At 60.0% G+C, this 25,710-nt stretch carries 23 protein-coding genes; 9 read left to right on the top strand and 14 right to left on the bottom strand.

The genetic code is table 11. The features are described from left to right. The 4 genes from cobG to QTL94_RS07915 all read right to left on the bottom strand — a co-directional run bounded on the left by cobG (position 1) and on the right by QTL94_RS07915 (position 3,901). Positions 1 to 1,365 (bottom strand): precorrin-3B synthase, encoded by a 1,365-nt coding sequence (gene cobG / locus QTL94_RS07930; RefSeq protein ID WP_289801156.1) that lies wholly within the window; start codon positions 1,363 to 1,365, stop codon positions 1 to 3. 62 nt (positions 1,366 to 1,427) lie between these two features. Beyond that, positions 1,428 to 2,195, bottom strand: coding sequence for a precorrin-6A synthase (deacetylating) (gene cobF, locus QTL94_RS07925; protein WP_065692829.1), 768 nt, complete (start codon positions 2,193 to 2,195; stop codon positions 1,428 to 1,430). A gap of 194 nt (positions 2,196 to 2,389) precedes the next feature. Next, positions 2,390 to 3,181: an aldolase gene (locus tag QTL94_RS07920; protein WP_289801155.1), complete on the bottom strand. Its 792-nt coding sequence runs from the start codon at positions 3,179 to 3,181 to the stop codon at positions 2,390 to 2,392. Positions 3,182 to 3,199: 18 nt separating this feature from the next. Continuing rightward, positions 3,200 to 3,901: a haloacid dehalogenase type II gene (locus QTL94_RS07915; protein ID WP_289801154.1), complete on the bottom strand. Its 702-nt coding sequence runs from the start codon at positions 3,899 to 3,901 to the stop codon at positions 3,200 to 3,202. A gap of 89 nt (positions 3,902 to 3,990) precedes the next feature. On the opposite strand from QTL94_RS07915, the gene QTL94_RS07910 reads away from it, so the two are divergent. After that, the gene (locus tag QTL94_RS07910) at positions 3,991 to 4,848 is read left to right on the top strand and encodes a LysR family transcriptional regulator (protein ID WP_289801153.1); all 858 of its coding nucleotides are present in this window, start codon (positions 3,991 to 3,993) and stop codon (positions 4,846 to 4,848) included. Between the two features lie 4 nt (positions 4,849 to 4,852). On the opposite strand, the gene QTL94_RS07905 is transcribed toward QTL94_RS07910, so the two are convergent. Then, complete coding sequence (locus QTL94_RS07905; RefSeq protein WP_065692832.1) at positions 4,853 to 5,605, bottom strand: metallophosphoesterase; 753 nt, start codon at positions 5,603 to 5,605, stop codon at positions 4,853 to 4,855. Between the two features lie 201 nt (positions 5,606 to 5,806). Between QTL94_RS07905 and QTL94_RS07900 the strand changes: the two genes are divergently transcribed. The 3 genes from QTL94_RS07900 (at position 5,807) to QTL94_RS07890 (ending at position 9,250) form a co-directional block, all read left to right on the top strand. Further along, on the top strand, positions 5,807 to 7,132 hold the full coding sequence (locus tag QTL94_RS07900) for an LLM class flavin-dependent oxidoreductase (RefSeq protein WP_289801152.1): 1,326 nt from the start codon (positions 5,807 to 5,809) through the stop codon (positions 7,130 to 7,132). A 102-nt stretch (positions 7,133 to 7,234) separates the two neighbouring features. Next, the gene (locus QTL94_RS07895) at positions 7,235 to 7,576 is read left to right on the top strand and encodes a DUF2147 domain-containing protein (RefSeq protein ID WP_065692834.1); all 342 of its coding nucleotides are present in this window, start codon (positions 7,235 to 7,237) and stop codon (positions 7,574 to 7,576) included. A gap of 111 nt (positions 7,577 to 7,687) precedes the next feature. Next, on the top strand, positions 7,688 to 9,250 hold the full coding sequence (locus tag QTL94_RS07890; RefSeq protein WP_289801151.1) for a DHA2 family efflux MFS transporter permease subunit: 1,563 nt from the start codon (positions 7,688 to 7,690) through the stop codon (positions 9,248 to 9,250). Here the strand turns inward: QTL94_RS07890 and QTL94_RS07885 are convergent. Beyond that, complete coding sequence (locus QTL94_RS07885) at positions 9,243 to 11,129, bottom strand: diguanylate cyclase (RefSeq protein WP_289801150.1); 1,887 nt, start codon at positions 11,127 to 11,129, stop codon at positions 9,243 to 9,245. The genes QTL94_RS07890 and QTL94_RS07885 overlap by 8 nt on opposite strands. A 202-nt stretch (positions 11,130 to 11,331) precedes the next feature. Between QTL94_RS07885 and QTL94_RS07880 the strand changes: the two genes are divergently transcribed. From QTL94_RS07880 to QTL94_RS07870, 3 genes are all read left to right on the top strand, one after another. Next, positions 11,332 to 12,258, top strand: a complete 927-nt coding sequence (locus QTL94_RS07880) for an arginase family protein (protein ID WP_289801149.1) — start codon at positions 11,332 to 11,334, stop codon at positions 12,256 to 12,258. Positions 12,259 to 12,351: 93 nt separating this feature from the next. Then, complete coding sequence (locus QTL94_RS07875) at positions 12,352 to 12,636, top strand: hypothetical protein (RefSeq protein ID WP_141683995.1); 285 nt, start codon at positions 12,352 to 12,354, stop codon at positions 12,634 to 12,636. Next, complete coding sequence (locus tag QTL94_RS07870; protein ID WP_065692839.1) at positions 12,633 to 12,962, top strand: hypothetical protein; 330 nt, start codon at positions 12,633 to 12,635, stop codon at positions 12,960 to 12,962. Before QTL94_RS07875 ends, QTL94_RS07870 begins: the two co-directional genes overlap by 4 nt. A gap of 78 nt (positions 12,963 to 13,040) precedes the next feature. Here the strand turns inward: QTL94_RS07870 and QTL94_RS07865 are convergent, their stop codons facing one another. Next, on the bottom strand, positions 13,041 to 13,184 hold the full coding sequence (locus QTL94_RS07865) for a DUF1127 domain-containing protein (protein WP_065692840.1): 144 nt from the start codon (positions 13,182 to 13,184) through the stop codon (positions 13,041 to 13,043). 291 nt (positions 13,185 to 13,475) lie between these two features. On the opposite strand from QTL94_RS07865, the gene QTL94_RS07860 reads away from it, so the two are divergent. Both QTL94_RS07860 and QTL94_RS07855 read left to right on the top strand, forming a co-directional pair. Continuing rightward, entirely contained in the window at positions 13,476 to 15,254 is a 1,779-nt protein-coding gene (locus QTL94_RS07860; RefSeq protein WP_289801148.1) for an adenylate/guanylate cyclase domain-containing protein, read from the top strand. Between the two features lie 101 nt (positions 15,255 to 15,355). After that, the gene (locus QTL94_RS07855; protein WP_502944107.1) at positions 15,356 to 17,356 is read left to right on the top strand and encodes an ABC transporter ATP-binding protein/permease; all 2,001 of its coding nucleotides are present in this window, start codon (positions 15,356 to 15,358) and stop codon (positions 17,354 to 17,356) included. A 34-nt stretch (positions 17,357 to 17,390) separates the two neighbouring features. Here QTL94_RS07855 and QTL94_RS07850 read toward each other — a convergent pair whose 3' ends face one another. From QTL94_RS07850 to QTL94_RS07820, 7 genes are all read right to left on the bottom strand, one after another. After that, on the bottom strand, positions 17,391 to 18,281 hold the full coding sequence (locus QTL94_RS07850; RefSeq protein WP_141683996.1) for a DMT family transporter: 891 nt from the start codon (positions 18,279 to 18,281) through the stop codon (positions 17,391 to 17,393). 864 nt (positions 18,282 to 19,145) lie between these two features. Beyond that, entirely contained in the window at positions 19,146 to 20,132 is a 987-nt protein-coding gene (locus QTL94_RS07845) for an ABC transporter ATP-binding protein (protein ID WP_289801147.1), read from the bottom strand. A gap of 8 nt (positions 20,133 to 20,140) precedes the next feature. Continuing rightward, on the bottom strand, positions 20,141 to 21,100 hold the full coding sequence (locus tag QTL94_RS07840) for an ABC transporter ATP-binding protein (RefSeq protein WP_289801146.1): 960 nt from the start codon (positions 21,098 to 21,100) through the stop codon (positions 20,141 to 20,143). Continuing rightward, entirely contained in the window at positions 21,097 to 22,068 is a 972-nt protein-coding gene (locus QTL94_RS07835) for an ABC transporter permease (RefSeq protein WP_113522666.1), read from the bottom strand. The genes QTL94_RS07840 and QTL94_RS07835 overlap by 4 nt, the downstream gene beginning before the upstream one ends. Next, positions 22,068 to 23,090, bottom strand: a complete 1,023-nt coding sequence (locus tag QTL94_RS07830) for an ABC transporter permease (protein ID WP_289801145.1) — start codon at positions 23,088 to 23,090, stop codon at positions 22,068 to 22,070. Before QTL94_RS07830 ends, QTL94_RS07835 begins: the two co-directional genes overlap by 1 nt. A 15-nt stretch (positions 23,091 to 23,105) precedes the next feature. Beyond that, positions 23,106 to 24,767 carry an ABC transporter substrate-binding protein gene (locus QTL94_RS07825; RefSeq protein WP_289801144.1) on the bottom strand — a complete coding sequence of 554 codons (1,662 nt, stop codon included), beginning with the start codon at positions 24,765 to 24,767 and terminating at the stop codon, positions 23,106 to 23,108. Between the two features lie 17 nt (positions 24,768 to 24,784). After that, positions 24,785 to 25,690, bottom strand: a complete 906-nt coding sequence (locus QTL94_RS07820) for a proline iminopeptidase-family hydrolase (RefSeq protein WP_289801143.1) — start codon at positions 25,688 to 25,690, stop codon at positions 24,785 to 24,787. Positions 25,691 to 25,710: the final 20 nt, after the last annotated feature.

Here is a 25,710-nt window from a genome sequence, read left to right as displayed (position 1 = left end):
CTATTCCTGTCGCAGTGCAGGCGTGGCGGTTCCTTTGCCCAGCCGTCTAAGGCAGGCACCAGCCGATTCGCCAGCGTGTCTCTCGGTTTTGATGAGGCGGGCGAGCCTCTGTATAGCGGAATCGATATCGCCGCTAGCGATCTGTGCGTCTGGCAGGCTCGAAGCGGCGCCATCGACGATGAGATGGTAGCCGTCGGCTGTACCGGCCAGCGTCAATGCGGCTGGCCGTGGATGGGCGCAGCCCTTGATGCAACCTGAAAGGTGAATATCCAGCGAGCCGTCCAGCAACTCGGGAGCAGCAGTGGCAATCGTCTCGGCCAGCGTCTTGGTGGGATAAAAAGCGGATGCGCACGCCCCCGCTCCGGCACAAACCGCGATGGAGCCATAAGGATCCTCGTGATCTGCGAACATATTGTAGGCAATGGCTGCGTTCTTGAGAGTGATCGCGGCTGTGTGGGTCAGCCCGGTCACGAAAAAGCAGCGGCCTGGCGCAGGCCTGACCTCCTGTGCGCCGGCGCGTTCTGCGAGGCCAAGGAAGTCAATGACGTCCGATGCAAGCAATTGCCCAAACCGAGGTCTGAGCCCGACAACGGCGGCATGCGCGGAAATCGCGTGAACGCCCGGCGTCGCAGTCTCCCCCCCAGGCAAGCTCCCGGGCGCGATGGGGGTCGCAGGCAAGTGTGCCGCGGACAAGTGTTCAGCCGTGATATCCCGGGCCCGCTTGTGCCGCCCCATGGAAAGCAGGAGTTCCAGAACCGCGCCAACGGTGCGAATTGCCTCGGCGCTGCTTCCTGTCGCGACAGTACGGGCGGACTGCGCATCCCCGTCGATTGCGACGTGCCAAACGTCTGACGAGACGGCACAGAGGCGAATGTCGGCGCTGACCGCGGCAAGCCCCCGGCGACCACCGTCATCGATGACGATCGAAAGCTTCGGTGCGAGCAAGGGCGATCCGAAGAGCAATGCGAGGTCGCGGCGAAGCTCCCGCTCCATCACGGCCGCGTCGGCGATTTCGTCGGGAAAGATGCCGTGCAGCGGAGGTAACTCGATCACCGGTGCCGGGGGAACGACGATCCCCGCTGCCCCGATCTCCGAGGCCAGTATCGGCGCCGTATCCGGCGTCAGTCCGCGGACCTGCACGCTCCCGCGCGCGGTGATCTCTATGATGCCGTTTCCGTGGCGCTGCGCCGCTTGTGCCAATTGCTTGAATTGGCCAATCGTGAAGATACCGTGTTCGGGGCGCAATCGGGCGAGCAATCCATCGCCTGTTCGCATCGGTTCCATCAGGGTCGGACAGGCGCCACGTTGCGTTGCCGGTAGAGGGGCTCTCGTATTCTCAGGTGCGATCTGCTCGGCGCGCGTCATTGTCCCAATTCCTTCATTCATGTCTTTATAGGATTGGGGGCTGTTGGGCAAAATGATGCTTGTCAAAGGTCGTCGAAGTCGTGGCCCTTGCGGAGCAGATAGATGTCCATGATCCAGCCGTGGCGAGCGCGAGCCTCCGCGCGTGTCCTTACTATATCGTCCGCTACGTCACCCAATCGTCCCGAGCGGACGATTTCGTCTTCGGTTCCGAGGTAAGCGCCCCAGAAGATTTCGGCATCGGGGTCGTCGATCTTCGCAAATGCCTGTTCGCCGTCCAGCATGACGATCGTGGTCTCTGCTCGGTTGCCATGTTCGGCGAGCCGGCGACCCGTGGTCACTTCCAGAGGCTTGCCGACGAGATTAATCGGGATGCGATGGCTGGCCGCGAGTGCCTGGACGCTCGTGATCCCGGGGATGACGCTATAATCGAAGGCTGCCCTTCCGATCTGCTTTGCCCTCTCGATAATACGGATGGTGCTGTCATAGAGACTTGGATCGCCCCAGACCAGAAAGGCACCGATCCCATCGTCCGGCAGGTCGTCGATCAGGTGTACATAGGTTGTCGCGAGCTTGGCGTGCCACTCGTCGACACTTTCCACATATGTGCGATCTTGCATCGCCCGGGTGGGGACCGCGAACTCGATCAGGGATGTCTTCGGGTTCGTGACGTAGCGCTGGCAGATATCACGACGCACCGCAGCAAGGCCTTCCTTGCTCGCTCCCTTGGTCGGGATGAAAATAGCGGTCGCCGCATTCATGGCATTGATCGCCTGAATGGTGACATGCTCGGGATTTCCGGTTCCAATGCCGATGATGTAGATATGGCGCACGCGCTTGCCTCGATCAGTTCTGGCCGTTTCTGGCGCAGACCAAAGGGTTTCGCAAGGCCCTGTCTCAGGCCGAATAGGCCAGACGGTGTTTTCGCGTGCGGTAGCGCGAACCGATCGCCTGCCTTTCTGCTCGCGAACGGATGAGGCGGCGGCTCAGTGTCCCCGTAGTTGTGGCCACTGAGCGAAAGCAGCGATCAGTCGCGATACTCCGGCTCCTGCCGGTCGAGGATGCGCCGGATGCTTTCCAGATGCATCCGGGCACTTTCCGGGTCCCCTTCCCTCATCTGCTTGGCCGCCTGGGCGGCGACTTCTGGCAAGACGGGGAGGAGCTTGCGACCGGAGCCCATCGCCTTCAACTGTACCTCGGCAGCTCGCTCCAGATAGTAGAGATCATCCCAGGCCTCGGCGATATTCGGCGCGCACACCATTACGCCGTGGTTCCTCATGAACAATATGTCCTTGTCACCGAGAACCGAGGCGATCCGGTCGCCCTCGGTTTCATCCAGTGCGAGACCATTATAGTTTTCATCGACGGCTACGCGGCCGTAGAATTTGAGCGCCGTCTGCCCTGCCCAGACCAGCGGTTCGCCTTCTACCATGCTAAGCGCGGTGGCGTTGGGCATATGAGTATGAAAAGCGGCTCCCACCCGCGGGGCCATCTTATGCAGGCGTGCATGAATGAAGAATGCCGTCGCTTCCGGTACGCCTTCGCCTGCAACGACGTTGCCTTCGAAGTCGCAGATCAGCAGTGATGAGGCGGTTGCTTCCTGAAAGGCCCAACCCAGACGGTTGACGATAAACAGATCCGGATGGCCGGGGACGACAGCCGAAAAGTGGTTGCAGATGCCCTCTTCAAGTCCATGGCGCGCCGCTGTTCGAAGGCAGGCGGCGAGATCAATCCTCGCCTGCCATATCTCATCGGTATCCAATGAAATACTGCGCCGAACACTATGCTGCGCTTTCGAAATATTGAGTTCGTGGGCCATGCTCTCTCCTTCGAGACACTACTTCCATTCTGTCGCCGCGAGCACCGCGGGTACCTTGTCGAGCGCCGCGACAATCTCATTCGGGCGATAGTCCGGTAGCGGTTGTCGGCCCGTGCCGCGATCAACCCAGATCGTACGAAATCGAAGTTCACGCGCCGCCGCAAGGTCGAGATGCGGGCTGGCACAGATATGCACTAGATCGTTGATCCCGATGCCAAGGCTTTTCCAGGCGTGATGGAAAATCTGGGAAGACGGCTTGTACGCCCCCGCTTGTTCCGCGGTGATGACACGATCGACATATCCACCAAGCTGGGCGACATTTCCGGCGATGATGGCATCATCGGTATTCGAAATGATCGCCAGGCGGAAACCGGCGACCTTCAGGGCTTCGAGCGTTGCGACCACCTCTGGAAAGGGCGGCATGTTGCCGATCGACGATGTCAGGATTTCGGCATCCGCTGGATCGAAGGGCAGTCCGAAATCGACCATCGCCCGCTCCAGGGCTAGAGCGCTGACCTGCGCGAAGGTGCGATGGGGACGCACTTCCTCCAGCGCATGTTCGTGACGGTCGTAGACCGCAATGAAGCTGCGCTGATCGATGTCGCCGCCCTTTGCGGACAGTATTTGTCCCATCGCGGCAAGCAGCCCTTCGTCCCATTGGATCAGGGTTCCATAGCAATCAAAAGTCAGCCACGTCGGCTTAGGTCCGGCAAGTGTCATCGGCTTTGTCTCCTTGAGCATGCCGAGGTTGACAGGAATACAAGATATTGAGAAATTAAATCTCCATATGCTGGACATTGGAAAATCAAATGAGCTTTGGCTTTGATCTCGATCTGCTGAAAACCTTCGCGACAGTTGTCGATTGCGGCGGGTTTACGAAGGCGGCAGAGCGGGTTCACCTGACCCAATCAACGGTGAGCCAGCAGATAAAGAAGCTGGAGGCCAATCTAGGCACTGCGCTGTTACGTCGGGACAAATCAGCGGGGACCGTCGAAACGACGGAGGCCGGCGAACTGCTGCTCAGCTATACGCGCAGGATACTCGCGACGGCGGCGGAGGCGGCAGAGGTGATGCGCAGGCCTTCGGCGCCAAGGACGGTCCGCCTCGGCGTGCCCGAGGACTTTGCCGGGCGGCGGCTCATCGATCTGCTGTCGGGATTTTCCGCGGCATCTCCCCACATACGGCTCGACACGGTGAGCGGTTGGAGCACCGAGCTGCGCCGACTGCTTGATGCAGGCGAGATCGACCTAGCCTTGATAAAGCGGGAGCCGGGGGACGGCGCATGTCTTGCGAGCTGGGCCGAGAAGCTTGTCTGGGTAGCGAGCGCCGCGCGGGCTGTCGACGCGGATCCCGTTCCGTTAGCGGTCTTTCCCGTGGGCTGCATCTATCGAGATCGCGCCATACAGGCGATCGAGCAAAGCGGGCGCCGCTGGAGGATCGCTTATACCAGCCAGGGCCTGATGGGAGTGCAGGCGGCGGTCGCCTCCGGTCTCGGCATCAGTCTCCTCCCGTCAGATGCAGTTCTTCCCGAACATCAAGAACTTGGCGCAGCAGAGGGCTTTGACGATCAGCCCGCATCGGAAATGGCCTTGGTCAAAGGCAGGGCAAGCCTATCGGCGGAGGGGAAATCCCTTGGGCTTTTCCTAGCCGATAATCTGCATCCTTGATCCGTCAGGGTAACCAAGTCTCGACAGTGATATCACCCGTCTCGACCAATTGCGTGCAGACGAAATGGGAGAGCTTGTCTTGCCGGATCACGGCGGCGCTGAGGCGGCCGGTTCGGTAAGCAGCCGTATCGACCGCGATGCGGTTGTCGTAAATTTCAGGACGCAAGGAGCTTGTGATCGTATGGCCATGGACGACAACATGGTCGAACGCATCCGCATGGTCCAGAAAGCCTGCCCGGATCCATCGCAGGTCGTAGTCGGTCTGTGCCGTGAGCGGAAGCCCTGGGCGGATCCCCGCGTGAACGAAGCAGAAGCTTCCGATCTCCTTGTACGTCAGAGCGTTATCCAGCAAGGCGGAATGGTGTGGGAAGGCGTTGCGGATATCTGCGGCGATGCCCTTGAAGTCGGGAACCGGTCGATCGGAATAGGCACTTACCGTTGCGACCCCGCCCCAATCCATCCAGTTGACGGCATCTTCGTATGTGAGCTCCTCGCGAAGCAGGGCGCGCAGATAGAAGTCGTGGTTGCCCAGCACCAGTTGCGAACCCGGATAGAGATTGAGGGTCGACGCCACCAGGTCGAGTACCTGCGGACTACGTGGTCCGCGATCGATCAGATCGCCCAGAAAGATCACGGTCGGCGGCGATCGGCGCTCGCTCGAGGCGGCTGCGATATGATCCAGCATGGCTTGTAGGAGATCGGCGCGTCCGTGAATGTCGGCGATTGCATAGATGTCGGACGGCACGTCGTCGGTCATATCTGTCATTCTCCTGCAGGCAGCATCGCGCCCGGCATCACTCTTGAGCGGATCTAGGGTTTACGTCAGCTATTGGTCTGTCCGCAAGGTGTCGCCAGCGCGCAGTTGAAGGAAGAAGAACGAAGCGGGTGGCCGTTGATCGGGATGCGGCGAGTTCCTAACTGACAGAAAGCGTGTATCAAACAGCGGGAAAGCTCGAACATGACAAAGCAGCGTCAAATGCATCTTGGAGCATTCATGCGTCCCGTGAGTCTCCATACCGGCGCGTGGCGCTATCCCCGCTCCTTTCCGGACGCCAACTTCAATTTCTCGCATCTCAAATCGTTCATCCAGAAATTGGAAGCTGCGAAGTTCGACGCTTTCTTCATGGCCGATCACCTCGCCGTCTTGAACATGCCGATCGAGGCCCTCAAGCGAAGCCAGACGGTAACGTCCTTTGAACCCTTTACGCTTCTGTCCGCGCTCGCCGCTGTCACGGAAAGGATAGGTTTGGCAGCCACCGCGTCGACAACGTTCGATGCCCCATACCACGTTGCACGCCGCTTTGCGTCGCTCGACCACATCAGCAACGGCAGGGCTGCCTGGAACATCGTCACTACGGCAAATCCGGATGCCGCCCTGAACTTCGGCTTCGACGAGCATGTCGAACATGGCGAACGCTACAAGCGGGCGCGTGAGTTCTATGATGTGGTGACGGGCCTGTGGGACAGCTTTGCCGACGATGCTTTCATCCACGACCAGGAAAGCGGCATCTTCGTCGACCCGGAGAAAATGCATGTGCTCGATCACAAGGGAGAGGAGCTAAGTGTTCGCGGCCCATTGAACATCGCTCGACCCGTGCAAGGCTGGCCGGTGATCGTGCAGGCCGGTCAGTCGGAGCCGGGGCGACAGCTGGCGGCGGAAACGGCCGAGGTCGTTTTCTGTGCTCCAAGGGACATCGATGCGGCAAAGGCACTCTATTCGGACATCAAGGGACGCATGAGCGATTTCGGCCGAAGTCGCGACCATCTGAAGATGCTGCCGGCAGCGTTTGTCGTGTTGGGAGATAGCATTGAGGAGGCCAAGGCCAAGCGGGCTAGACTCGACAGCTTTGTCCACTACGACAGCGCGATCGCGTCTCTCTCGATTGCTCTTGGCCACGATGCGTCGGCTTTCGATCCTGATAAGCCGCTGCCCGACATACCGGAGACGAACGCCAGTAAGTCCGGTCAGGCGCAGGTGCTGAAACTGGCAAGGGAGGAGAATCTCACCGTCCGGCAACTTGCGCAGCGGTACGGCGGATATGCCGGGCTCGCATTTGTCGGGAAGCCGGCGTCTGTCGCCGATGAGATGGAGCGATGGATCGACGAGGAGGCTTCCGATGGCTTCAACATCGTATTCCCCTACCTGCCCCAGGGACTCGATGACGTCGTGAACCTTCTTGTACCTGAGCTGCAGCGACGCGGCCGGTTCCGGAAAGAATACGACGGCGAGACATTGCGCGAGCACCTTGGACTACCCCGGCCGGTCAACCGCTTCTTTGAATAAGTGCGTTGGGTCGGCAAGCGGCCCATTTGATGATGCCAAGCCGCTCTTGTTGTGTGACGACAGGAGTACATATCTGCCTGAAGTCAATGCGAGCATTTCCACATGCGACCGAGGTTTGGCGTCACACTGGTTATCACCCTGCTCGCCACCGACGCGATGAGCGCCGACGCGGTGGTGGGGACCTGGAAGACGGAAGATGGCAAGATCTCCGTTGTCGAGCGTTGCGGCGCGAGTTACTGCATTTTCGCCAAGTCTGGCGAGTATGCGGGACAGAAGATCGGCACCTTTTCCGGTGCTGCCGACAGCTATTCAGGACGGATCACGGATCCGAGGAACAAGACCACCTACAGCGGAAAGCTGACGGTTCTCGGTGACAGTTTGAAACTTCGAGGCTGTGCCACCGATGTTCTTTGCAAGACACAGACATGGACCCGCGCGGACTAGAGCTCCCGGAAGGTGAGGCTCAGTCCATCCGCACTGGCGCTCATACCCAGTTTCGCTTTTCCGTTGCGCCATCGTCATTCTCAGGGGAAGCAACGCTGACAGGATCGTCCGGTGCAGGCACAACTTGATCCGTATCCGGCAGACCGCCACAAGCCTGGGGTCTGGCTAGGCTTCATTGCCATGTGCGTTGGCATGTTCATGGCAATCCTCGACGTGCAGGTCGTGGCGACGTCACTGCCGACAATCCAGTCAGCTCTGGATATCGATCCCGATCAGATGAGTTGGATCCAGACGGTCTATTTGATCGCCGAAGTCGTTGCGATCCCGCTAACGGGCTTCCTGACGCGCGTTTTGACGATGCGTTGGCTATTCGTGACGTCGCTATCCATGTTTGTGCTCGCTTCGGCAGGATGCGCGGCGAGCACCAGCTTCCCTCAACTGCTCTGTTGGCGGGTATTGCAGGGGTTCTCAGGCGGTACGCTCATACCGTCTGTCTTCTCGGCCGTCTTCCTGCTGTTCCCCGAAAGGCGTCAGGCGCTTGCCACGACCATTGCCGGTGTCCTGGCGGTGCTTGCGCCAACTGTCGGGCCGATCGTCGGTGGCTGGCTGACGAGTAGCTATTCCTGGCACTGGCTCTTCTTGATCAACGTCGTCCCTGGATCTCTTGCCGCATTGGTGGCGGCGCGGTCGCTTCCCCGTGAACAGGTCTCTCTGTTGCAACTACGCCGTATCGATGCAGTGGGGCTGGTCTCCATGGCTCTGTCCCTCATCTGCCTGGAGATTGGACTGAAGGGCGCGCCGACCAGCGGATGGCTGTCGATCGACAGCCTTGCCCTGTTTGGTGTTTTCGCCCTTTCGGGGGCGCTTTTCATCAGGAGAACGCTTTCTATTGCGAGCCCCCTGGTAAACCTTCGTAATTTTCAGGATTGGAACTTTCTCATTGGTTCGACCCTGAGTTTTGTTCTTGGCATCGGGCTGTTCGGCTCGGTCTACATGATGCCGGTTTTCCTGGCATTCGTGCGGGGGCATAACGCCCTGGAGATCGGATTGACGATGCTTGTCACGGGCATCGCGCAACTGTGCACGGCGCCGATTGCGGTTGCCCTCGAAAAAAGAACGGATCCTCGGCTATTGTCGGCGGCCGGCTTTATATTGTTCGCTGCCGGAATGGCCATGAGCGCTTGGCAGGATCCCCGGTCGGATTATGACGCGATGTTCTGGCCGCAGATTATCAGAGGCATCGCAATCATGTTTTGCCTCCTGCCCCCTACCCGGCTGGCCCTTGGCAATCTCTCGCCTGAACGTGTTCCTGACGCCAGTGGCCTCTTCAATCTCATGCGAAACCTGGGCGGCGCGATCGGCATAGCGCTGATCGACACGATCATCTACACGCGATCCGAACCGTTGACCCAACAGCTCTGGCAAAGCCTGCAAGACGGCAATCTCAAAACGGCCGAGTTCGTCGGGGCGCCTCTGGCAACGATAGAAGACCACACCGGCCCCTTCGATCCCCAGACGGTGGCGAGCCTTGATGGCCTGGTTCAAACTTCGGCGACCGTGCAAGCGCTGAACGAAGCGTGGATGATCGTCGCAATCATCACCTTCGTGGCCGTCGTATGCTTGCCGTTCGCGAAGCCGGCACCGCAGAACTCCGTCGCGGGCACACTCAGCTAAAGGCACGTTGGAGCATGTCGTCCGTTTTTCCGAAAACACGGACGCAATGACGGCCGGCATTCTTTGCATCATAGAGAGCGAGATCTGCCTCCTGCAGCAACCGGGTAACGCCGTCGGCCGATCGGTTGCCGGTGCAAACCGTGATACCCATGCTCGCCGTTACGATCGCGTGCTCACTTTTTGCATGCTTGATCCCCATGCCAATCACCTCGGATTGGAGGTGTTCGGCAAAATCCATGGCGGCTGAAGCGTCCGTGTCCGGCAACACGACCATGAATTCCTCGCCGCCGAAACGTGCCATCACCTGATCCGGTCGCTGCCGGGCCTGGATGAGGCAGTGGGCCACCTGTTTGAGGCAATCATCGCCCATCAGGTGACCGTAGTGATCGTTGTACGCCTTGAACCGATCGACATCGATCATGATGATCGAAAGCGGTCTCGCGACCGTTGCCCTGCCAAGTTCCGCGGCGAGGGTTTGGTCCAATGCACGACGATTGGCGAGCCCGGTGAGGCCGTCGGTCTCTGCCAGAAGCTGAAGTCTCTCTGCGAGAGAGCGGAACGCGAGTTCCGATTGCTTTAGTGCGGTCGTTTCCGTGACGACTGCAAGGGCCATGCGATTGCAGGTCACGCGCGTTCTTATTTGCAGCCAACGTCCCGCGTCGGTCTGGATGTCCTGATCGTGGTCGGTGAAGAGCCCACGTGCGATGTCCTCTATCCAGGTCGCTTTATCGAGAGGAAGATTGGTCTGCTCCTTGGAGGCGACCACGCCCTCGAGAATCGTGCGGATATGCGTGCCGGGAACGCGCAGATGGGCCGTTGCGGGAAAGAATTCACGATAGCGATCGTTGCAGAAGAGCAGAACGCCCGTCTCGCTGAATAGTGCCAGCCCATCAGACATGTCGCGCATCACCTGCTTCAACAGGTCCCGGCTCTGCACGATTTCAGTCTCCAGGCGCTTGCGCTCTGTTATATCGCGGGTGATCCCGGCAAGCCCGATCACATCACCTTCGCTATCGTGGACGGCAACTTTTGAGGTCAGGAACCAGCGTTCGCCGTTCTCCCCAGCGAGACATTCTTCGCGGTTCACCAGGGCACCTCCGGTCGCCATGATATGGCGTTCTTCATCGGAGAGTGCGGCCGCTCGCGACGTTTCCGCAATGTCAAAATCCGAAAGGCCGATCATCGCCGCCGGATCATCGAATTTGTTGAAACGCGCCACGGCTTCGTTGGCAAAGCGGAACCGGCTCTTGGTGTCTTTCAAATAGTAGAAATCTGGCGACTGCGCCAAAGCTGCCCTGAGAAGATCACGCTCCATGGTTATGCGACGGAGCTTCAGGATGATGAAGCCGGACGCCAGAATGCAGACGAAGTTCAATCCGACAGCACCGCCCGCGACGGCAGTGCCGAGATGACGCAGAGGAGAAACTGAACTGTTTCCGATGAGGTAGGCAGCGCCACTCTGGAGAACCGCCAGAACTGCGACGTGCCGGAACAGAATTTTTGATCCGGCCGCCTCGCGCATCAGGAGCGATAAGACTGTGGCGGCAACAATTCCGGCAACGCCGATTGTTGCGCCGGCGCCCGCCATCCAAAGCCTGAATATAACCGCCATGACGGTGGCGAAAACGGCTGCTACCGGCCCGCCGAAGAGTGCGGCCGACACCACCAATCCGGCGCGAAGGTCGAAATAGATGCCGGGTTTTATCTCGGCCGACATCGCCATCGAAATTACGGCGCCGCCGCCCATCGCCATGCCGAAGAAAGCTTCGCGCGATAGGCCGAAACGTGGCCGGATGGATGGCGAAAGAAGCGCCCACGCTGTCATCATCAGCGCAACGGTCGCGAGATTGCCGAGAAGTGTCTGCCAGATATGTGCCATAGTCGATGCCGTGAGATCAGTGCCGGCACTCCTAACGCTATGTAGTAAGAGTTTAATTAAGCGATTGCCGATTCGAACGCGTCGCGCCGATCTCGGCCATCGCTTTATTCGGTGATCTCACAAGGTCTGGGCACTACTCTATCTGGGCATCAGCTGTTATCCGCAATAGACAAGTCTCGTGTATGAAGGCGGAGAAGATATAGTGTTTCGGTTCCAGCAAACTTCTGACACTTTCCTGGGTATCCCAACGGCGGCGGATGCAGCGGGCGCCGATGTGGCGATCTTTGGCGCAGTCCATGGGACGGCCTATCCTCACGCCTCCTCGGCAACCGAAGAGACGATCGCGCCGGACGCTGTTCGCCGTGCGATTACTGCTGCGTCCGTCAACATCGACCACTGGGATTTCGATTTCGGTGGGCCGCTGCTGAACGATGGTGCCTTGACCGTCGTCGATCTCGGAAACGTGCCCACCGCATTTAATGCCAATCAGAAGAACCGCGAGGCGATCGGCGAGGCAACACGCAGCGTTCGAGCGCGGGGGGCTCTGCCGATCCTCATCGGCGGGGACGATTCGACAGCGATACCATTCATTCGCTCGCTATCGGATCTGCCGGCGTTGCACATCCTGCAGATCGATGCCCACATCGACTGGCGCGATCGGATCGGGGACGAGCCTTTGGGGTACTCAAGCACGATGCGCCGCGCCTCGGAGATTCCGCCTGTTCGCTCGATAACGCAGGTTGGGATCCGCGCAGTCGGTAGCGCGCGTCGCGAAGAAGTAGACACGGCGGTGTCATGGGGCGCACGAATTTTCACCGTTCAGCAGACACGCCGGAGTGGGATGGCGGCCATCGCGGATACCATTCCACGGGAGGGCGCGTTGTTGATCCACATTGATCTCGATGCACTGGACCCGTCGATCTGCCCCGGCGTCAACGCGCTGTCACCCGGCGGCCTGCGTCTCGACGAAGTCACCGAACTGATAGCCGAAGCAATGCGGGGCCGAACGCTGGCAGGCTTTTCGATCGTGGAGCTCAACCCGGCGGCGGACGTGAACGGAATGACGGCTACGGTTGCCGGGCGGCTGATCTGCCACGTGCTCGGTCACCTCGCACGCCGCGGACCATAATTCGTCAGATCTTGATCGGACGAAAACGAACCGATATGGCAGTAGGATCAAGGTGTAAGCAGTGTCGGAGACCTTGACCTCGGAGGGTCCAGCTTGACGTTTCTCTATTGCTATATGGCCGCTGTCTTTATCGTGCTGTTCCTTGCCGCGTGCATGGAGTGCCAAGCCTTGAAGAACGGGATTTCGGGGGCGAATGGCTTTGTCTGGGTGATGCTCAGCATGGTCATGTGCGCCGCCCTGTTTCCGGTAACGCTGCTTGCCTGGATCTTCGAGGATAGCAGGACGGCTTTTGCCACCTTTATCTGCGGCGCTGGTTGGCTTGCGCTCGTGTTCACGCTGTCAAAGAAGATGATCCTCGCGACGGAGAGACAGAAATGACATGGATCTTCGGGTTTCTTCGCATCGTCTTGCTGGCTGTTGTCCTGTCGTTGTGTCTCGCCTGGCTCAGGACGGGGGACGGTGATCTGGCGCTGACGCTCTCCTGGACCTTGTACCCCGTGAGCGGGGGGATGGTCGCAGCGCGAAGTCTGCTGGATTGGGAGGCGACGCGCCGGGACGCCCAGCTGTTGGCCGGAGTTCTTCGGGTCGCGGCGTTCTTTGCGGTCGTGGCCGTGGCGCAATGGGGATTTCCCGGCTCGCTCGCGGCGGTCAGCGTGGCTTTTGTCACCACCTTGACGCTCGCCTGCTACAGGGCTGAGGCCTAGCCGCCGGACGCATGAAAAAACAAAGCGCCCGTCATGAATGGACGAGCGCTCAAAAGCAGTCTGCGTATAGCTGCAGTCTTACAGAGCAGCGGCCTTCGCGATCCGTTCGATATCACCGCGGGCAATGCCGAGGTCGTTAAGTTCTCGGGTGCTCATGCGGCCGAGCTCGGAGACCGTCTGACGGTACTTGCGCCAATTGTTGAAAGTGCGTGCTACGTTCATGATAATCCCCTTTCCTTGGGCTTTCGAAAGGTAGCTGCCGGTCCTTGGCGCTTCGTTCCTTTCGATGACGCTGATATAAGCGGGGACGGCGTGACTGTGTAGCGCCAAGACGTGATCCCAGCCATGCCGCCGATGCATATCGCGTGGCCTAACCGTGTGCGACACTCCGCATGGCAGTCGGGCATGGCACCAAATCATCTCGGTCTTTGCCACTGGCCGGACGTGTGATGTTGCCTACCTGTTTTGTGAGAGCAGAGGTTTTCGACCACTGCGACAAGGGAGGGCTACTCGTTGCAGCGAAGGCTGGCAGCCATCTTGGTCGCCGACGTTGTCGGTTACTCGGGCCTCGTCGAAGCGGACGAAGGCAAGACGCTTTCGACGCTGATGAACCTGCAGACGTCGGTGTTCCGGCCGCTGATTGAGAAACATTCAGGGCGGCTGGTCAAATTGATGGGCGACGGCTTGATTGCCGAGTTCACATCGGTCGTGGAGGCCGTGTCCTGTGCGATCGCCATGCAAACCGCTCTTTCGAGCGAGCGGAATTATCCTGCCGCAGTCAGCGGAATCGTCCTGCGCGTGGGCATCAATCTCGGCGACGTCGTTGTCGAGGGCGATGATCTCCTGGGCGATGGTGTGAACGTCGCGGCACGCCTGGAGCAGCTGTGCCCGCCGGGCGATGTGCTGATTTCCGGCTCGGCTCACGAGCAGTTGGCCGGGAAAATCGATGCCCGCTTTGAATATGCAGGTGAACAGAACCTCAAGAACATCGCAAGGCCGATCAGAGCCTATCATCTGCCTCTCACCGGCTCATCCTTCGTCGCGACCAAAGCGCCGAAGCTGGCCGGGCCGGCGATCGCAATCCTCCCATTCGAGAACATGTCGGCTGATCCGGAGCAGAGCTATTTCAGCGACGGTATCACCGAGGATATCATCACCGAGCTGGCTCGTTTTAGCGAACTGATGGTAATCGCAAGAACCTCGTCGTTTGCGCTGCGCGGTCGGATGCTCGATTCACGCGAGATTGGCCGTATTCTCAATGCGGGTTACGTTGTCGAGGGAAGCGTCAGGCGAGCCGGCAATCGCGTCCGTATCAGTGTGCAGCTCATCGAGACGACGGGCGGAACACATCTTTGGGCAGACCGATACGACCGGTCCCTGGAGGACATCTTTTCCACCCAGGAAGAGATAGCGCAGAACATCGTCGCGATGGTCGCGCAGCGGGTCATCGACAACAACGAGCTGACGTCGCGAAGACGCCGACCGGAAGACGTGCGCGCCTACGATCTCTTCCTGCAAGGCAACCGCCTCTCCGATGATTTTGCCGCCGGAGCGCAGGAAAGGGCAGAGGCACTGTTCGAGCAGGCGGCCAAGACCGACCCCACGTTTGCGCGCGCCCACACCGGCCTCGCTTATATCTATCTCAACCGAGCTTCCGATGGCGGCATCGGCATTCCAAGGCAACAGGACGAGAACCGAATCAAGGCATTGCGTTCGGCGGAAAGAGCGTTTGCGCTCGACCCGAGCGATCCGAGGGTGCAGTGCACGCTGGGCTATATCTGCATGACTTGGCGCGACTTCAAAAGAGCGGAGCATCATCTCGGCCTGGCGAAGTCCATGAACCCCAACGATGCCACGATCCTGATCCTGTGGGCATGGATGCAGGGAGCGCTTGGGCGACCTGAACAGGGCTTGGCTGGAGCAGAGGTCGCATATCGGCTGAACCCGCTGCATCCCGCTTGGTACAATTACTACAAGTCGCGACTGCTGTTTCAGGCAGGGCGATATGGCGAAGCCGCAATTCTGCTTGAACAGCGAACCTTCGACACGCCGGAACGGGAACCGCGAGATATGGCGTGGCGAGCCGCTGCCTATGCTCATCTGGGCCGGATCGAGGAGGCCGAAAAGTGCGGAAAGGTCTTTCTCGATGCCGTCAGCAGACGCTGGCAGGGGGCCTCGTCGGCAGGCCCGCCGGACTACGTGGCTTGGCTGATCGACGTTTCGTATCTCAGAGAAGACAGAGACGTCGAGCGCCTGCGCGATGGGCTGAGGCTTGCGGGCCTACCTGCATGAGGGAAGCGGTGCTTCGGAACCTCCAGGAGTGCTAGGCGGATATTGCGGTAGCCCGTCGTGGCGCTGCTCTCGCGATGAAACTTTCTGATTTTGAAGGCGTTATGCGCCTTATGTGGGACCTGAGGAAGAAGTCCGGATCGCTCGACGATACCCGGGATTGTAACGACAAGTCGGACCATGAAAGCCAGCCTCCCGCCGAGGCCAAGCCGCCACCCTTTGATGAATCCGAAGACATGACGCCCGAGGAAATCGAGCAGGCTCGCAAAGCGTATCTTCTCAAGCGGTTCTGGATCAGCGCACGCGGCTATTGGGGGCGCAGTGGCGACAGGCTTTCCTGGCCGCTCTCCATAGGGCTGCTCATCCTGATCGGGATAAATGTAGGCTTCCAGTACGGGATCAACATCTGGAATCGTGGCATCTTTGATGCCATCGAGCAGCGCAATGCGCCGAACGTATATTTCCTTGGCGCCCTGTTTCCGCCGCTGGTGTTTGGAAGCGTCGCGCTCGTTACCATCCAGGTGTATGTCCGCATGAAGATGCAGCGACGGTGGCGTTCATGGTTGACGACCGCGCTCATCGGCCGCTGGCTTGCAAATGGCCGTTACTATCAGCTGAACCTCATCGGAGGAGATCACAAGAACCCCGAGGCTCGCCTCTCCGAGGACATGCGGATCGCAACCGAGTCCCCGGTTGACTTTGTCGCTGGCGTGATATCGGCATTCGTATCGGCTTCGACCTTCATCGTCGTGCTCTGGATGATCGGCGGTGCTCTTCAGCTTCCGATCGGTGGAGCAGTCATTACTATTCCCGGCTTTCTTGTCGTGACGGCTGTCCTCTACGCGATCATAACGTCCAGCTCGATAGCATTCATCGGGCGCCATTTCGTCCAGGTCTCCGAGGTCAAGAACCAGGTCGAAGCCGAGTTCCGCTATACTCTGACGCGCGTGCGAGAAAACGGCGAAAGCATAGCCCTGCTCGGCGGTGAGGAGGAGGAACGCAACGACCTCGACAAGACCTTCGGAAATGTTCTGCACCAATGGGCGTTGCTCGCGCGTCAATACATGCGAACCACATTGGTCTCGCATGGTTCGATGCTGATCGCACCTGTCGTCCCGGTTCTGCTTTGCGCGCCGAAATTCCTTGATGGCAGCATGACGTTGGGCCAAGTCATGCAGGCAGCGTCCGCATTCACGATCGTCCAGAGTGCGTTTGGGTGGTTGGTCGACAACTACCCACGCCTGGCCGACTGGAATGCCTGCGCCAGGCGCGTCGCCTCGCTGATGATGTCGATCGACGGCTTGGAGCGCGCCGAACAGAGTGACTCGCTTGGACGCATCAAGCGGGGCGAGACGCAAGGCGATACCGTGCTCAGCCTGAATGATCTCTCGATCTCGCTTGGTGATGGCACGGCCGTGGTCAAGGAAACCCAGGTCGAAATCCAGCCGGGCGAACGCGTGCTTGTGGCGGGAGAATCCGGTTCTGGAAAAAGCACGCTGGTCCGGGCGATCGCGGGCCTTTGGCCGTGGGGCAATGGCAGCGTCAACTTTCACGCTGATCGGCGGCTGTTCATGCTGCCGCAGCGACCATACATTCCGTCAGGAACGCTGCGCCGCGCCGTCACCTATCCCGCCGGCGCCGATAGCTGGGCGCCCGATGAGATCAAAGCCGCGCTCGAGAAAGTTGGCCTTGGCCATCTGAAGGAGCAGATCGACGAAGAGGCGCCCTGGGACCAAACCCTGTCTGGCGGCGAAAAGCAGCGGCTCGCATTCGCACGGCTTCTGCTGCACAACCCGGATATTATTGTCCTCGATGAAGCAACCTCCGCGCTCGATGAGAAAAGCCAGGACTACATCATGGAGATGCTCATACGCGAACTGCCGAAAGCCACCATCGTCAGCGTTGGGCACAGAGCTGAATTGGAGGCATTTCACAGCCGCAAGATCACATTGGAACGCCGACAAGGGGGCGCGAGATTGGTGAGCGATGTCGATCTGGTCCCACATAAGAGGACGCGAAACATCCTGGCGCGCCTGACAAAGCACCGGCATCGATCGTCGTCCGGCTCTGCGATGTCGCCAGGAACTAGAGACTCAAGCAGCTAACCATCAACACAGAACGCGCACGCGTTTGTTTGGGTCAAGGCATGACGCCCGAGCGGCTCGCCGGGTTGTTCTTGGAATGCGCTCGCGGCTCGCGCCACATCGTAAACAGCCCGGCACCCACGACAATTGCGGCGCCCAACAGCATGTTCCAAGTGAGGGTTTCGTCAAAAACAAGCACGGCGATGACCGCACCCACCACGAGCTGGAGATAGGTCAACGGCTGCACGTCCGACGCTTGCAGCGAGTCATAAGCGCGGATCAGGCAATAGTGGCTAACCGCACCGCAGATCGCCAGCGCGGCGACGAACGGCCAATCCGACCGCGCGATGGGCATCCAGTAAAAGGGACCCAGCAACGAAATGGCAACCGCACCGCCGACAGCCGTGTAGAACAGGCTCGTGAATGCCGCGTCCTGGCGGCTGACCGCTCTCGTTGCCACGCTGTAAATGGCGAACATGAAAGCACAGCTCAACGGCAGCAGGAGATAGGCGTTAAACTCATGGCCCACGGGGTTGATGATCAGCAGCACTCCAAACAAGCCTGCCACGACGGCGAGCCACCGTCTCCAGCCGACATGCTCGCCGAGAAACGGGATCGACAGGACCGTGACGATCAGCGGTGAGGCCTGAAAGATCGCCTGGGTGACGGCAAGGCCCGTATGGGCCAGTCCGTAAACGAACACGGCAATCTCGGCGACCAGAAGGACGCCACGCAGGATCTGGAGCGCGGCATGTTTCGTAGCGGCAACCGCACGCAAGCCGCCCGGTCGTCTGGAAGACAGCAGGATAACGAACGCTGCAAAGACCCAGTAGCGGATCATCGTGATAAAGATGGGAGAATACCGCTCGCCAAGGTATTTGGAGAAGCTGTCCTGTATCGCGAAAATAACGACCGCAAGCAGGGTGAATGCGTATCCGCTTGCCACTTTGCTGTTCTTGAAGATCGACCTATCCTCCAGATCGCCATCGCGAGATCACGACGACCTGGGAGGACCTAGTTCAGCCGATTGACCCGCTCAAGCCCACAGAGCCGCGAAGCTGTACGCTTGGCGTGTTTTTTAGGGTGAATGCAGAGAACCAATTTGGACGCCGGGCGCAACAACCGTTCGCGACTGAATGGCACCGATATTCTCAATGTTTCGCATCAGAATGGCTAGGATTTTCGGGCACACAAGGCCTCCCGGTATGCATTCCTGAAGGGAATTTTCTTCCGTTGAACAAATCTGCGGGCGTCGAACATACGTCTTTGGTTGGCGCTCAAGGGCGGCGAGTTGTCGTTGTTGCGGCACGGTTTCGGGCGCAGGTGACATGCATTTCATGGTCTTACCGAAGTCGGTGGTTTCTCCACGGCGTATGCGACCCGCCAGCGCGCCAGAGAGGCATCCTTTTTGCCGACAGAGTGATCGGAATATGCTATGTTACGCTACTGGCGCTGGACTGGCATCGTGACGTTAACAATCATCGCCGGTCCAGCAGCAACCCGCCGTGATCGACCGTCACGGCGGGTTTTCATATTTGGTATCCTTGCCGGGATTCGGATTTTCTGAAGCGCACGCCAAGTGGCTGAAAGTTCTCGTCGCATCGCTGCCTTGCACAAGAGGTGGATCAACCCAAAGTTGGCCTGAGTGGCCGCCGGAATTGAATGCTAGGAGGCGGCGCCGCATCTGTTGGTGGCAACCACCTCTAAGGCTCGCCCGTTGGCGAGCCTCTTTTTGTTCGGGCCAAGCAATGGGATTGAGTAAGCGGCAAGGTGACCGCTGTCACAGCCCTTTGGCGTTTCTTATTGCCCCTCAGATCGTCGGAAAGTGACAAGCCACCTTTCGGTCCCCAGCGTAGGAGATAGGCTGGGGGCGCTCCGTGCGGCAGCGGTCCTGGGCGATTGGACAGCGCGGGTGGAAGCGACAGCCGGAGGGCGGGTTGAGTGGGCTTGGGACATCGCCGGTCAAAAGGATGCGCTTGCGCGTTCCGCCCGGTATCGTCTCGACCACGGGCACAGCGGAGATCAGCGCCTGGCTGTAGGGGTGCGCCGGCGCGGCGAACACCTCTTCCGCCGGCCCCTCCTCGACGACCGAACCGAGATACATGACGGCGATGCGGGTTGAGACCTGACGCACGACCGAAAGGTCATGCGCGATGAAGACATAGGTGAGATTGAGCTTTTCCTGCAGGTCGGCGAGCAGGTTGACGATCTGTGCCTGCACCGACACGTCGAGGGCGGAGACGGGCTCGTCCAGCACGACGAGGTCGGGGTTCAGCGCAATTGCTCTCGCGATGCCGACGCGCTGGCGCTGTCCGCCGGAGAACTCGTGAGGGTAACGCCCGACATGATCCGGCAGGAGGCCAACGATTTCGAAAAGCTCGGCGACACGCCGGTTGATGTCGGCGGCGGAAAGCTTGGTATGAATGCGCAGCGGTTCCGCGACCAGATCGCCCACACGCCGACGCGGGTTAAGGGAGGCGGACGGATCCTGGAAGACCATCTGCAGGCGGCGGCGCAGTGGCCGCAGCTGGTTCAGCGACTTGGCGGTGATATCCTCGCCTTCGAAGATCAGTTCGCCTTCGCTGACGTCGTAGAGCCGCACCAGACAGCGAGCGAGCGTGGACTTGCCGCAGCCGGATTCGCCGACCAACCCCAGGGTCTCTCCCCGTCTGACTGTCAGCGAGACGTTGTCGACGGCGTGGACCGTCCGCTTGCCTTCCGCCGAAAAGCGGGTGCCAATCGAGAAGCGTTTTCCGAGCGAGCGGGTTTCGAGAATAGGCTGATCTGTCTGTGTCATCGCTTCGCTCATGCTTGCACCTCTCGAAGACAGGCGGCTGCGTGTCCGCCGGTGCCGAGGGCTGGCTTCTGGCTGGTGCATAGTTCGTAGCGCACGGGACAGCGCGGGCCGAAGGCGCAGCCTGGTGGAAGCCGCAGCAGTGATGGCGGCGACCCCGGGATGGCGGGCAGGCGCGCCGGCTTTGCGCCGGTCAGAGGCGGGATCGAGCCCAGCAGAGCGCGGGTATAGGGATGACGCGGATCGGAGAAGAGCTCCGCGCGGCTGCCGCGCTCCACGACACCGCCCGCATACATCACCATCACCCGATCGGCGAGTTCGGAGACGACGCCCATGTCGTGGGTGATGAAGACGATCGCCGAGTTGTGGGTGGCGCGCAGCTTGCGAACGAGATCGAGAATGCCGGCCTGGACGGTCACGTCGAGCGCCGTCGTCGGTTCGTCGGCGACCAGCAGGGCCGGATTGCAGGACAATGCCATGGCGATGACGGCCCGCTGGCGCATGCCACCCGAGAGTTGGTGCGGATAGCGTGACATTGCCTCGCGCGGATTGGGGAAATTGACCTCGGCCAATAGCTCCTCGACCCGTTCAAGCGCCTTCTTTCTGCTGATCTTCTGGTGTGCGAGGATCTGTTCGGCGATCTGCCAGCCGATCGTATAGACAGGCGTCAGCGCGGTCATCGGATCCTGGAAGATCATGGCGATCTCGTTGCCGCGCAGGCGTCGCAGTTCGTGCGCCGGCAGACCTAGGAGTTCGCGGCCCTTATAACGGATAGAGCCTTCGATGATGGCGTTGGGATCGGTGATCAGGCCCATGACCGCCAGTAGCGAGACGGTCTTGCCGGAGCCGGATTCACCGACGACGCCGAGGATCTCGCCCTGGTCGAGATCGAAGGAGATGCCGTCGATGGCCCGGACAAGGCCATCTTCGGTGCGGAACGATACCCGCAGGTCGCGCACGGAGAGCATCATGAGGTCCTCACTCGCGGATCAAGAAGGATATAGACAAAATCGACCACCGCATTGGCGATGACTACGAACATCGAGGCATACATGACCGTTGCCATGATCATAGGCAGATCGAGGTTCTGCATGGCGTCGTAGGTGAGCTTGCCAATGCCGTTCAGGCCGAAGACCACCTCGGTCAACAATGCGGAGCCACCAACCAGCGCACCGAAATCGAGGCCGAAGAGCGTCACGAAGGCGATGAGCGAAGTCCGCAGACCGTGGCGCAGCAGGATACGGGTTTCCGACAGGCCCTTCGCCCTCGCCGTGCGCACGAAATCCTCCTGCATCGACTCGATGATGGCGGCGCGCAGGACGCGAGCGTAGATGCCGATGTAGAGGACGGCGAGCGTGATCCACGGAATGACGAGGGTGAGAAACCATCCCTTGGGATCGCTCATCAGCGGCTTGTAGCCGAGCGGCGGTACCCAGGAGAACAGCCAGGTATCGTGATAGCGGCTCTGGGTGAACAGGTTCATGACCTCGCCGAGCCAATAGACCGGCATCGAGATACCGAGCAGGCCAAGCGCCATCAGAAATTTATCCAGCCAGCTGTCGCGGGTCGCCGCTGCGACAATGCCGATGATCACGGACATCACAACCCACAGAACAGCCGCGCCGAAGACAAGCGACAGCGTAACGGGGATCGCGTCGAGGACGGCCGGAACCACCTTCCAGCCACGATTGACGAAGGAGGTGAGATCGCCGGTGATGAAGATCTTGTTGATCATCAGCGCGTATTGCACATAGAGCGGGCGGTCGAAGCCGAAGCTGTGACGGACCGCCTCAAGCACTTCGGGAGACGCATTGCGGCCTGCAATGCGGGCCGCGGGGTCAGAGCCCGGCGTGGCGAAGAAGATCAGGAAGACGATGACGGATATACCGAACATCACGAACAGCATCTGACCGAAGCGGCGGAGGATGGCATAAATCATCAGCTGCGCCCCAGTTGAACCTTCGAACGCGGATCGAGCGCGTCGCGCAAACCATCGCCGAAAACGTTGAGCGCCATCACGGAGAGGGCAATGGCCAACCCCGGCGCGAGCGCGACGACCGGGCGCGTGTAGAGCAGCGCCTGCCCGTCCTGAATGATCGTGCCCCAGCTGGCCGCCGGTGGCTGTACGCCGATCGACAGGAAAGAAAGAGCCGATTCCGTCAGCATGTTCAGTGCCATCATCAGGGGCACGAAGACGATCAGCGTCGTGGTGATGTTCGGTTGAATATCGCGCAGGAGAATGCGCCAGCCCGGCACGCCGAGATTGATGGCGGCGAGCACGAATTCACTGTTGCGAAGCGACAGCACCTGACCGCGGATCGGACGGGCCACGTACGGCACGTAGACGATACCAATGATAATGACGGGCAGCCAGAGACTGCCGGATTCGATCTGGATCGGTCCGATCGCGATGCCCTTTGCGATCATCACGATGGAAAGCGAGATCGCCAGCAGATAGATCGGGAACGCCCACAGGACGTCGAGAAAACGAGAGAGCAGCGTATCGGTGACGCCGCCGAAATAGCCTGCCGTCAGCCCTGCCGCGGTGCCGAAGAATAGCGTGAAGATGGTGGCCGCGCCGGCGATCAGCAGCGAGTTGAGCCCGCCATAGAGCAGGCGTGCCATGACGTCCCTGCCCTGACTGTCTGCGCCGAGAAAATAGTTGCCGAGCTCCCAGGTCGGGCCGATCGGCGTATAGCCAAGTCCAAGTCCCTCCGTTGAGGGCTCCATGACCGGGACCTCGGTGCCCCCGACCTGAATGACGGCATCGAGGGTCGATGTGAAAGGATCGACGCCGGCCCAGCGCGCATAAAGCGGCGCGCTGAGACAGGCCAGGACGATAATGAGGAAGATCGACAGGGACGCCATGGCGGCCCTGTTTCGTTTTAGCCTCACAAATGCGAGGGCCCATGGCCCTCGCGTCGCGCGTTGCGTTGCAACGGCTTCAGTTGACACGCTCATGTCTCCGCCTGGATATCACTGTACCCACGCCTGGGTAATCATCCAGTTGAACTGGCGGTTGAACATGAAGTTGCCGAGGCGCTTGCTGGTGAAGTCCAGACGCTTGGGCGTGAACAGGCCAACAGCCGGAGCCTGGTCGGTGACCTCGCGGTCGATCTCGGCCCACAATGCGTCCGCTGCCTTCTGGTCGGTCACACCGAGATCAAGCGCCTTCTGCATCTTGGCGTCGATGCCCGCGTCGCAGAAACCGGAGATGTTGATCGAGGCATCCGAGCCTTCACGGAAGGATGCGCAGCCGAACAGGATATGCAGGAAGTCGGAAGCCGCCGGATAATCCTTGTACCACTGGCTGACGGACATCTGCACCTTGTTGTTGGTGTTCTGGATGTAGGTGAACTGGATGTTGGTCGAGATCGGCTTGACGTCGGCAACATAACCGATGCTGGTAAGCACGCTCTGGAGGTAGACACCGATCGAACGCGACACAGCGGTGTCTTCAACGATGATCGTCACCTTCTGGCCCTTGGTTCCCGATTCCTCGACGAGTTGCTTGGCCTTGTCGAGATCAGGAGCGGACCACTTTGCACCGGGGTTCTTGGTATAGGGGCAATAATCCTCGTGGCCGGGAAAATCCGGAGGCAGAACCTGGCAGACCGGCGAAGCCAGCACCTTGCCGCCAAACAGCTTGACCAGCGTGTTGCGATCGACGGCGAAGGCGACAGCCTGACGCGCCTTCACATTGTCGAACGGTGCAAGGCGCGTGTTGAGCGGCGCGTACCACCAGGCGGACAGCGGCGAGATGTGGAGCTGTTCCTTGAACTTGGTGCCGAGTTCGGCCAGGCGATCGCTCGGCAGCGCATCGAACATCCAGTCGGCTTCGCCGTTCTGGATCGCCGTGACGGCCGCCTCTTCGGAAAGACCGAAGTCGTATTGGACAACGTCGGGATAGCCGTCCGGCTGGGCTTCCTCGCTCCACTGCTTGAAGTGCGGATTGCGGGAGACGGTCATGCCCTTGTTCGGGTCGAATGCCGAGATCATGTAGGGACCAGTGCTCGGGATCGGAACCGAGCCCATGTCTTCGGCCGCGGTATCGGCCGGCAGGACGACGGCGTGCGGCAAGGCGAGCTTGTAGAGGAACTCGGCATCCGGCTTGGCGAGATTGATGGTGATCGTGCCGGCTGCTTCGTCACCCACTACGCCGCCCTCAAGCGTGCAGCTCTTGGCATCGGCAAGGCATTTGTCGGCGCCGTTGATGCCGGCATAGAAGGTTCCCGATGTCGGGCCGGAAACCTTGAAGATCCGCTGGAACGAGGCGACCACGTCCTTGACGCCGACGTCCTGGCCGGTCGAGAACTTGATGCCCTTGCGAAGCTTGAAGGTAAAGGTCGTGCCATTGTTGCTGACATCAGGCAGCGCCTCGGCCAGATCCGGTACGATGGTGAAACCATCGACGCCCTCTGCCTTGCGGAAGGCGACGAGGCCGTCGTAGATCGGCTGATACATCTGCCAGCCCTGATCGGTGTAGTTGATATGCGGATCGAGCGTTCCGGCCGCGGAGCGCGCCAGGAGGCGCATGGTGCCGCCGCGATGTTCCGGATTATAACCGGCCTGCGCCGGAGCCAGCCATCCGCCGCTAAGGAGCGCTACGGCCGTTGCCGTCATAAGCAGTTTCTTCATTCTCGATCCCCTTTTTTCTATTGATCGTATTGATTGAGAAAAGTTCCCACAACCCGCATGCAGGCTTCCTGCTCTTCGACATGCGGCATGTGGCTTGAATGCTCGAAAATCTCCCAGCGCGCACCCTTGATGCCGTCCATGAAGGGCTGCACGGTCGCCGGCGTGGCTTCGTCGTATCGTCCGGAGACGATCAGCGTCGGCACATTGATGGCCGGCAGGCGGTCGATGATGCTCCAGGTCTTCAGGGTGCCGATGACATGGAATTCGTTCGGCCCGTTCATCAGGGTATAGACCGTCGGGTTTCTTGCCGCCTGCTCGAAGCTCGCGGTTACCTCGGGTGGGAACGGCACGACACGGCAGACATGGCGTTCGTAGAAGGCCATCGTCGCCTGCTGGTAATCTTCATGATCCGTCGTGCCTGCATTCTCATGCCGCGTCAGCGTATCCTGGATGTCTTGCGGGAGGTCGGCGCGCAGCCGGTTGGCCTCCTCGACCCACAATGTCATGGAGGCTGGTGAGTTGGCGATGGTCAGCGACACAAGCCCTTTGGGGCGCTGTACCGCATATTCGGCGCCGAGCATTCCGCCCCAGCTCTGTCCCAGCACGTGGAATCCATCGCGGATCCCGAGGTGGTCTACCAAGTTCTCAAGCTCGTCGATGAACAGCTGCGGCGTCCAGAAATCGGCGCCTTTTTCCGGGAGCAGCGTGGAGTTGCCGCATCCCAGCTGATCGTAGTGAATGACGGCCCGACCGTCGTTGGCAAGCAGCTTGTAGGCATCGACATAATTGTGCGCGACGCCGGGTCCGCCGTGCAGGATCACCAGCGGAAGCTTGTCGCCACCGAGTTCACCGCTGATCCGATACCAGGTTTCATAGCCCCTGAACGGTGCCCGGCCTTCTGTGCTGCTGATGGAAACTGACATATCCGCTTCTCCCGCGATTG

It is taken from the genome of Rhizobium sp. S96 (assembly GCF_030382195.1).
GTDB lineage: Bacteria > Pseudomonadota > Alphaproteobacteria > Rhizobiales > Rhizobiaceae > Rhizobium.
The sequence above is the reverse complement of the archived record's forward strand: the minus strand, read 5'-3'. Positions and strand labels throughout refer to the sequence as shown.

Excerpts from the sequence above, each read along its gene's own strand:
- QTL94_RS07900 (WP_289801152.1), top strand. The coding sequence starts at position 5,807 with ATGACAAAGCAGCGTCAAATGCATCTTGGAGCATTCATGCGTCCCGTG.
- QTL94_RS07855 (WP_502944107.1), top strand. The coding sequence starts at position 15,356 with ATGCGCCTTATGTGGGACCTGAGGAAGAAGTCCGGATCGCTCGACGAT.
- QTL94_RS07870 (WP_065692839.1), top strand. The coding sequence starts at position 12,633 with ATGACATGGATCTTCGGGTTTCTTCGCATCGTCTTGCTGGCTGTTGTC.
- QTL94_RS07845 (WP_289801147.1), bottom strand. The coding sequence starts at position 20,132 with ATGACACAGACAGATCAGCCTATTCTCGAAACCCGCTCGCTCGGAAAA.
- QTL94_RS07835 (WP_113522666.1), bottom strand. The coding sequence starts at position 22,068 with ATGATTTATGCCATCCTCCGCCGCTTCGGTCAGATGCTGTTCGTGATG.
- QTL94_RS07905 (WP_065692832.1), bottom strand. The coding sequence starts at position 5,605 with ATGACCGACGACGTGCCGTCCGACATCTATGCAATCGCCGACATTCAC.
- QTL94_RS07885 (WP_289801150.1), bottom strand. The coding sequence starts at position 11,129 with ATGGCACATATCTGGCAGACACTTCTCGGCAATCTCGCGACCGTTGCG.
- QTL94_RS07865 (WP_065692840.1), bottom strand. The coding sequence starts at position 13,184 with ATGAACGTAGCACGCACTTTCAACAATTGGCGCAAGTACCGTCAGACG.
- QTL94_RS07910 (WP_289801153.1), top strand. The coding sequence starts at position 3,991 with ATGAGCTTTGGCTTTGATCTCGATCTGCTGAAAACCTTCGCGACAGTT.
- QTL94_RS07920 (WP_289801155.1), bottom strand. The coding sequence starts at position 3,181 with ATGGCCCACGAACTCAATATTTCGAAAGCGCAGCATAGTGTTCGGCGC.
- QTL94_RS07915 (WP_289801154.1), bottom strand. The coding sequence starts at position 3,901 with ATGACACTTGCCGGACCTAAGCCGACGTGGCTGACTTTTGATTGCTAT.
- QTL94_RS07840 (WP_289801146.1), bottom strand. The coding sequence starts at position 21,100 with ATGATGCTCTCCGTGCGCGACCTGCGGGTATCGTTCCGCACCGAAGAT.
- QTL94_RS07830 (WP_289801145.1), bottom strand. The coding sequence starts at position 23,090 with ATGAGCGTGTCAACTGAAGCCGTTGCAACGCAACGCGCGACGCGAGGG.
- QTL94_RS07825 (WP_289801144.1), bottom strand. The coding sequence starts at position 24,767 with ATGAAGAAACTGCTTATGACGGCAACGGCCGTAGCGCTCCTTAGCGGC.
- QTL94_RS07895 (WP_065692834.1), top strand. The coding sequence starts at position 7,235 with ATGCGACCGAGGTTTGGCGTCACACTGGTTATCACCCTGCTCGCCACC.
- cobG (WP_289801156.1), bottom strand. The coding sequence starts at position 1,365 with ATGACGCGCGCCGAGCAGATCGCACCTGAGAATACGAGAGCCCCTCTA.
- QTL94_RS07820 (WP_289801143.1), bottom strand. The coding sequence starts at position 25,690 with ATGTCAGTTTCCATCAGCAGCACAGAAGGCCGGGCACCGTTCAGGGGC.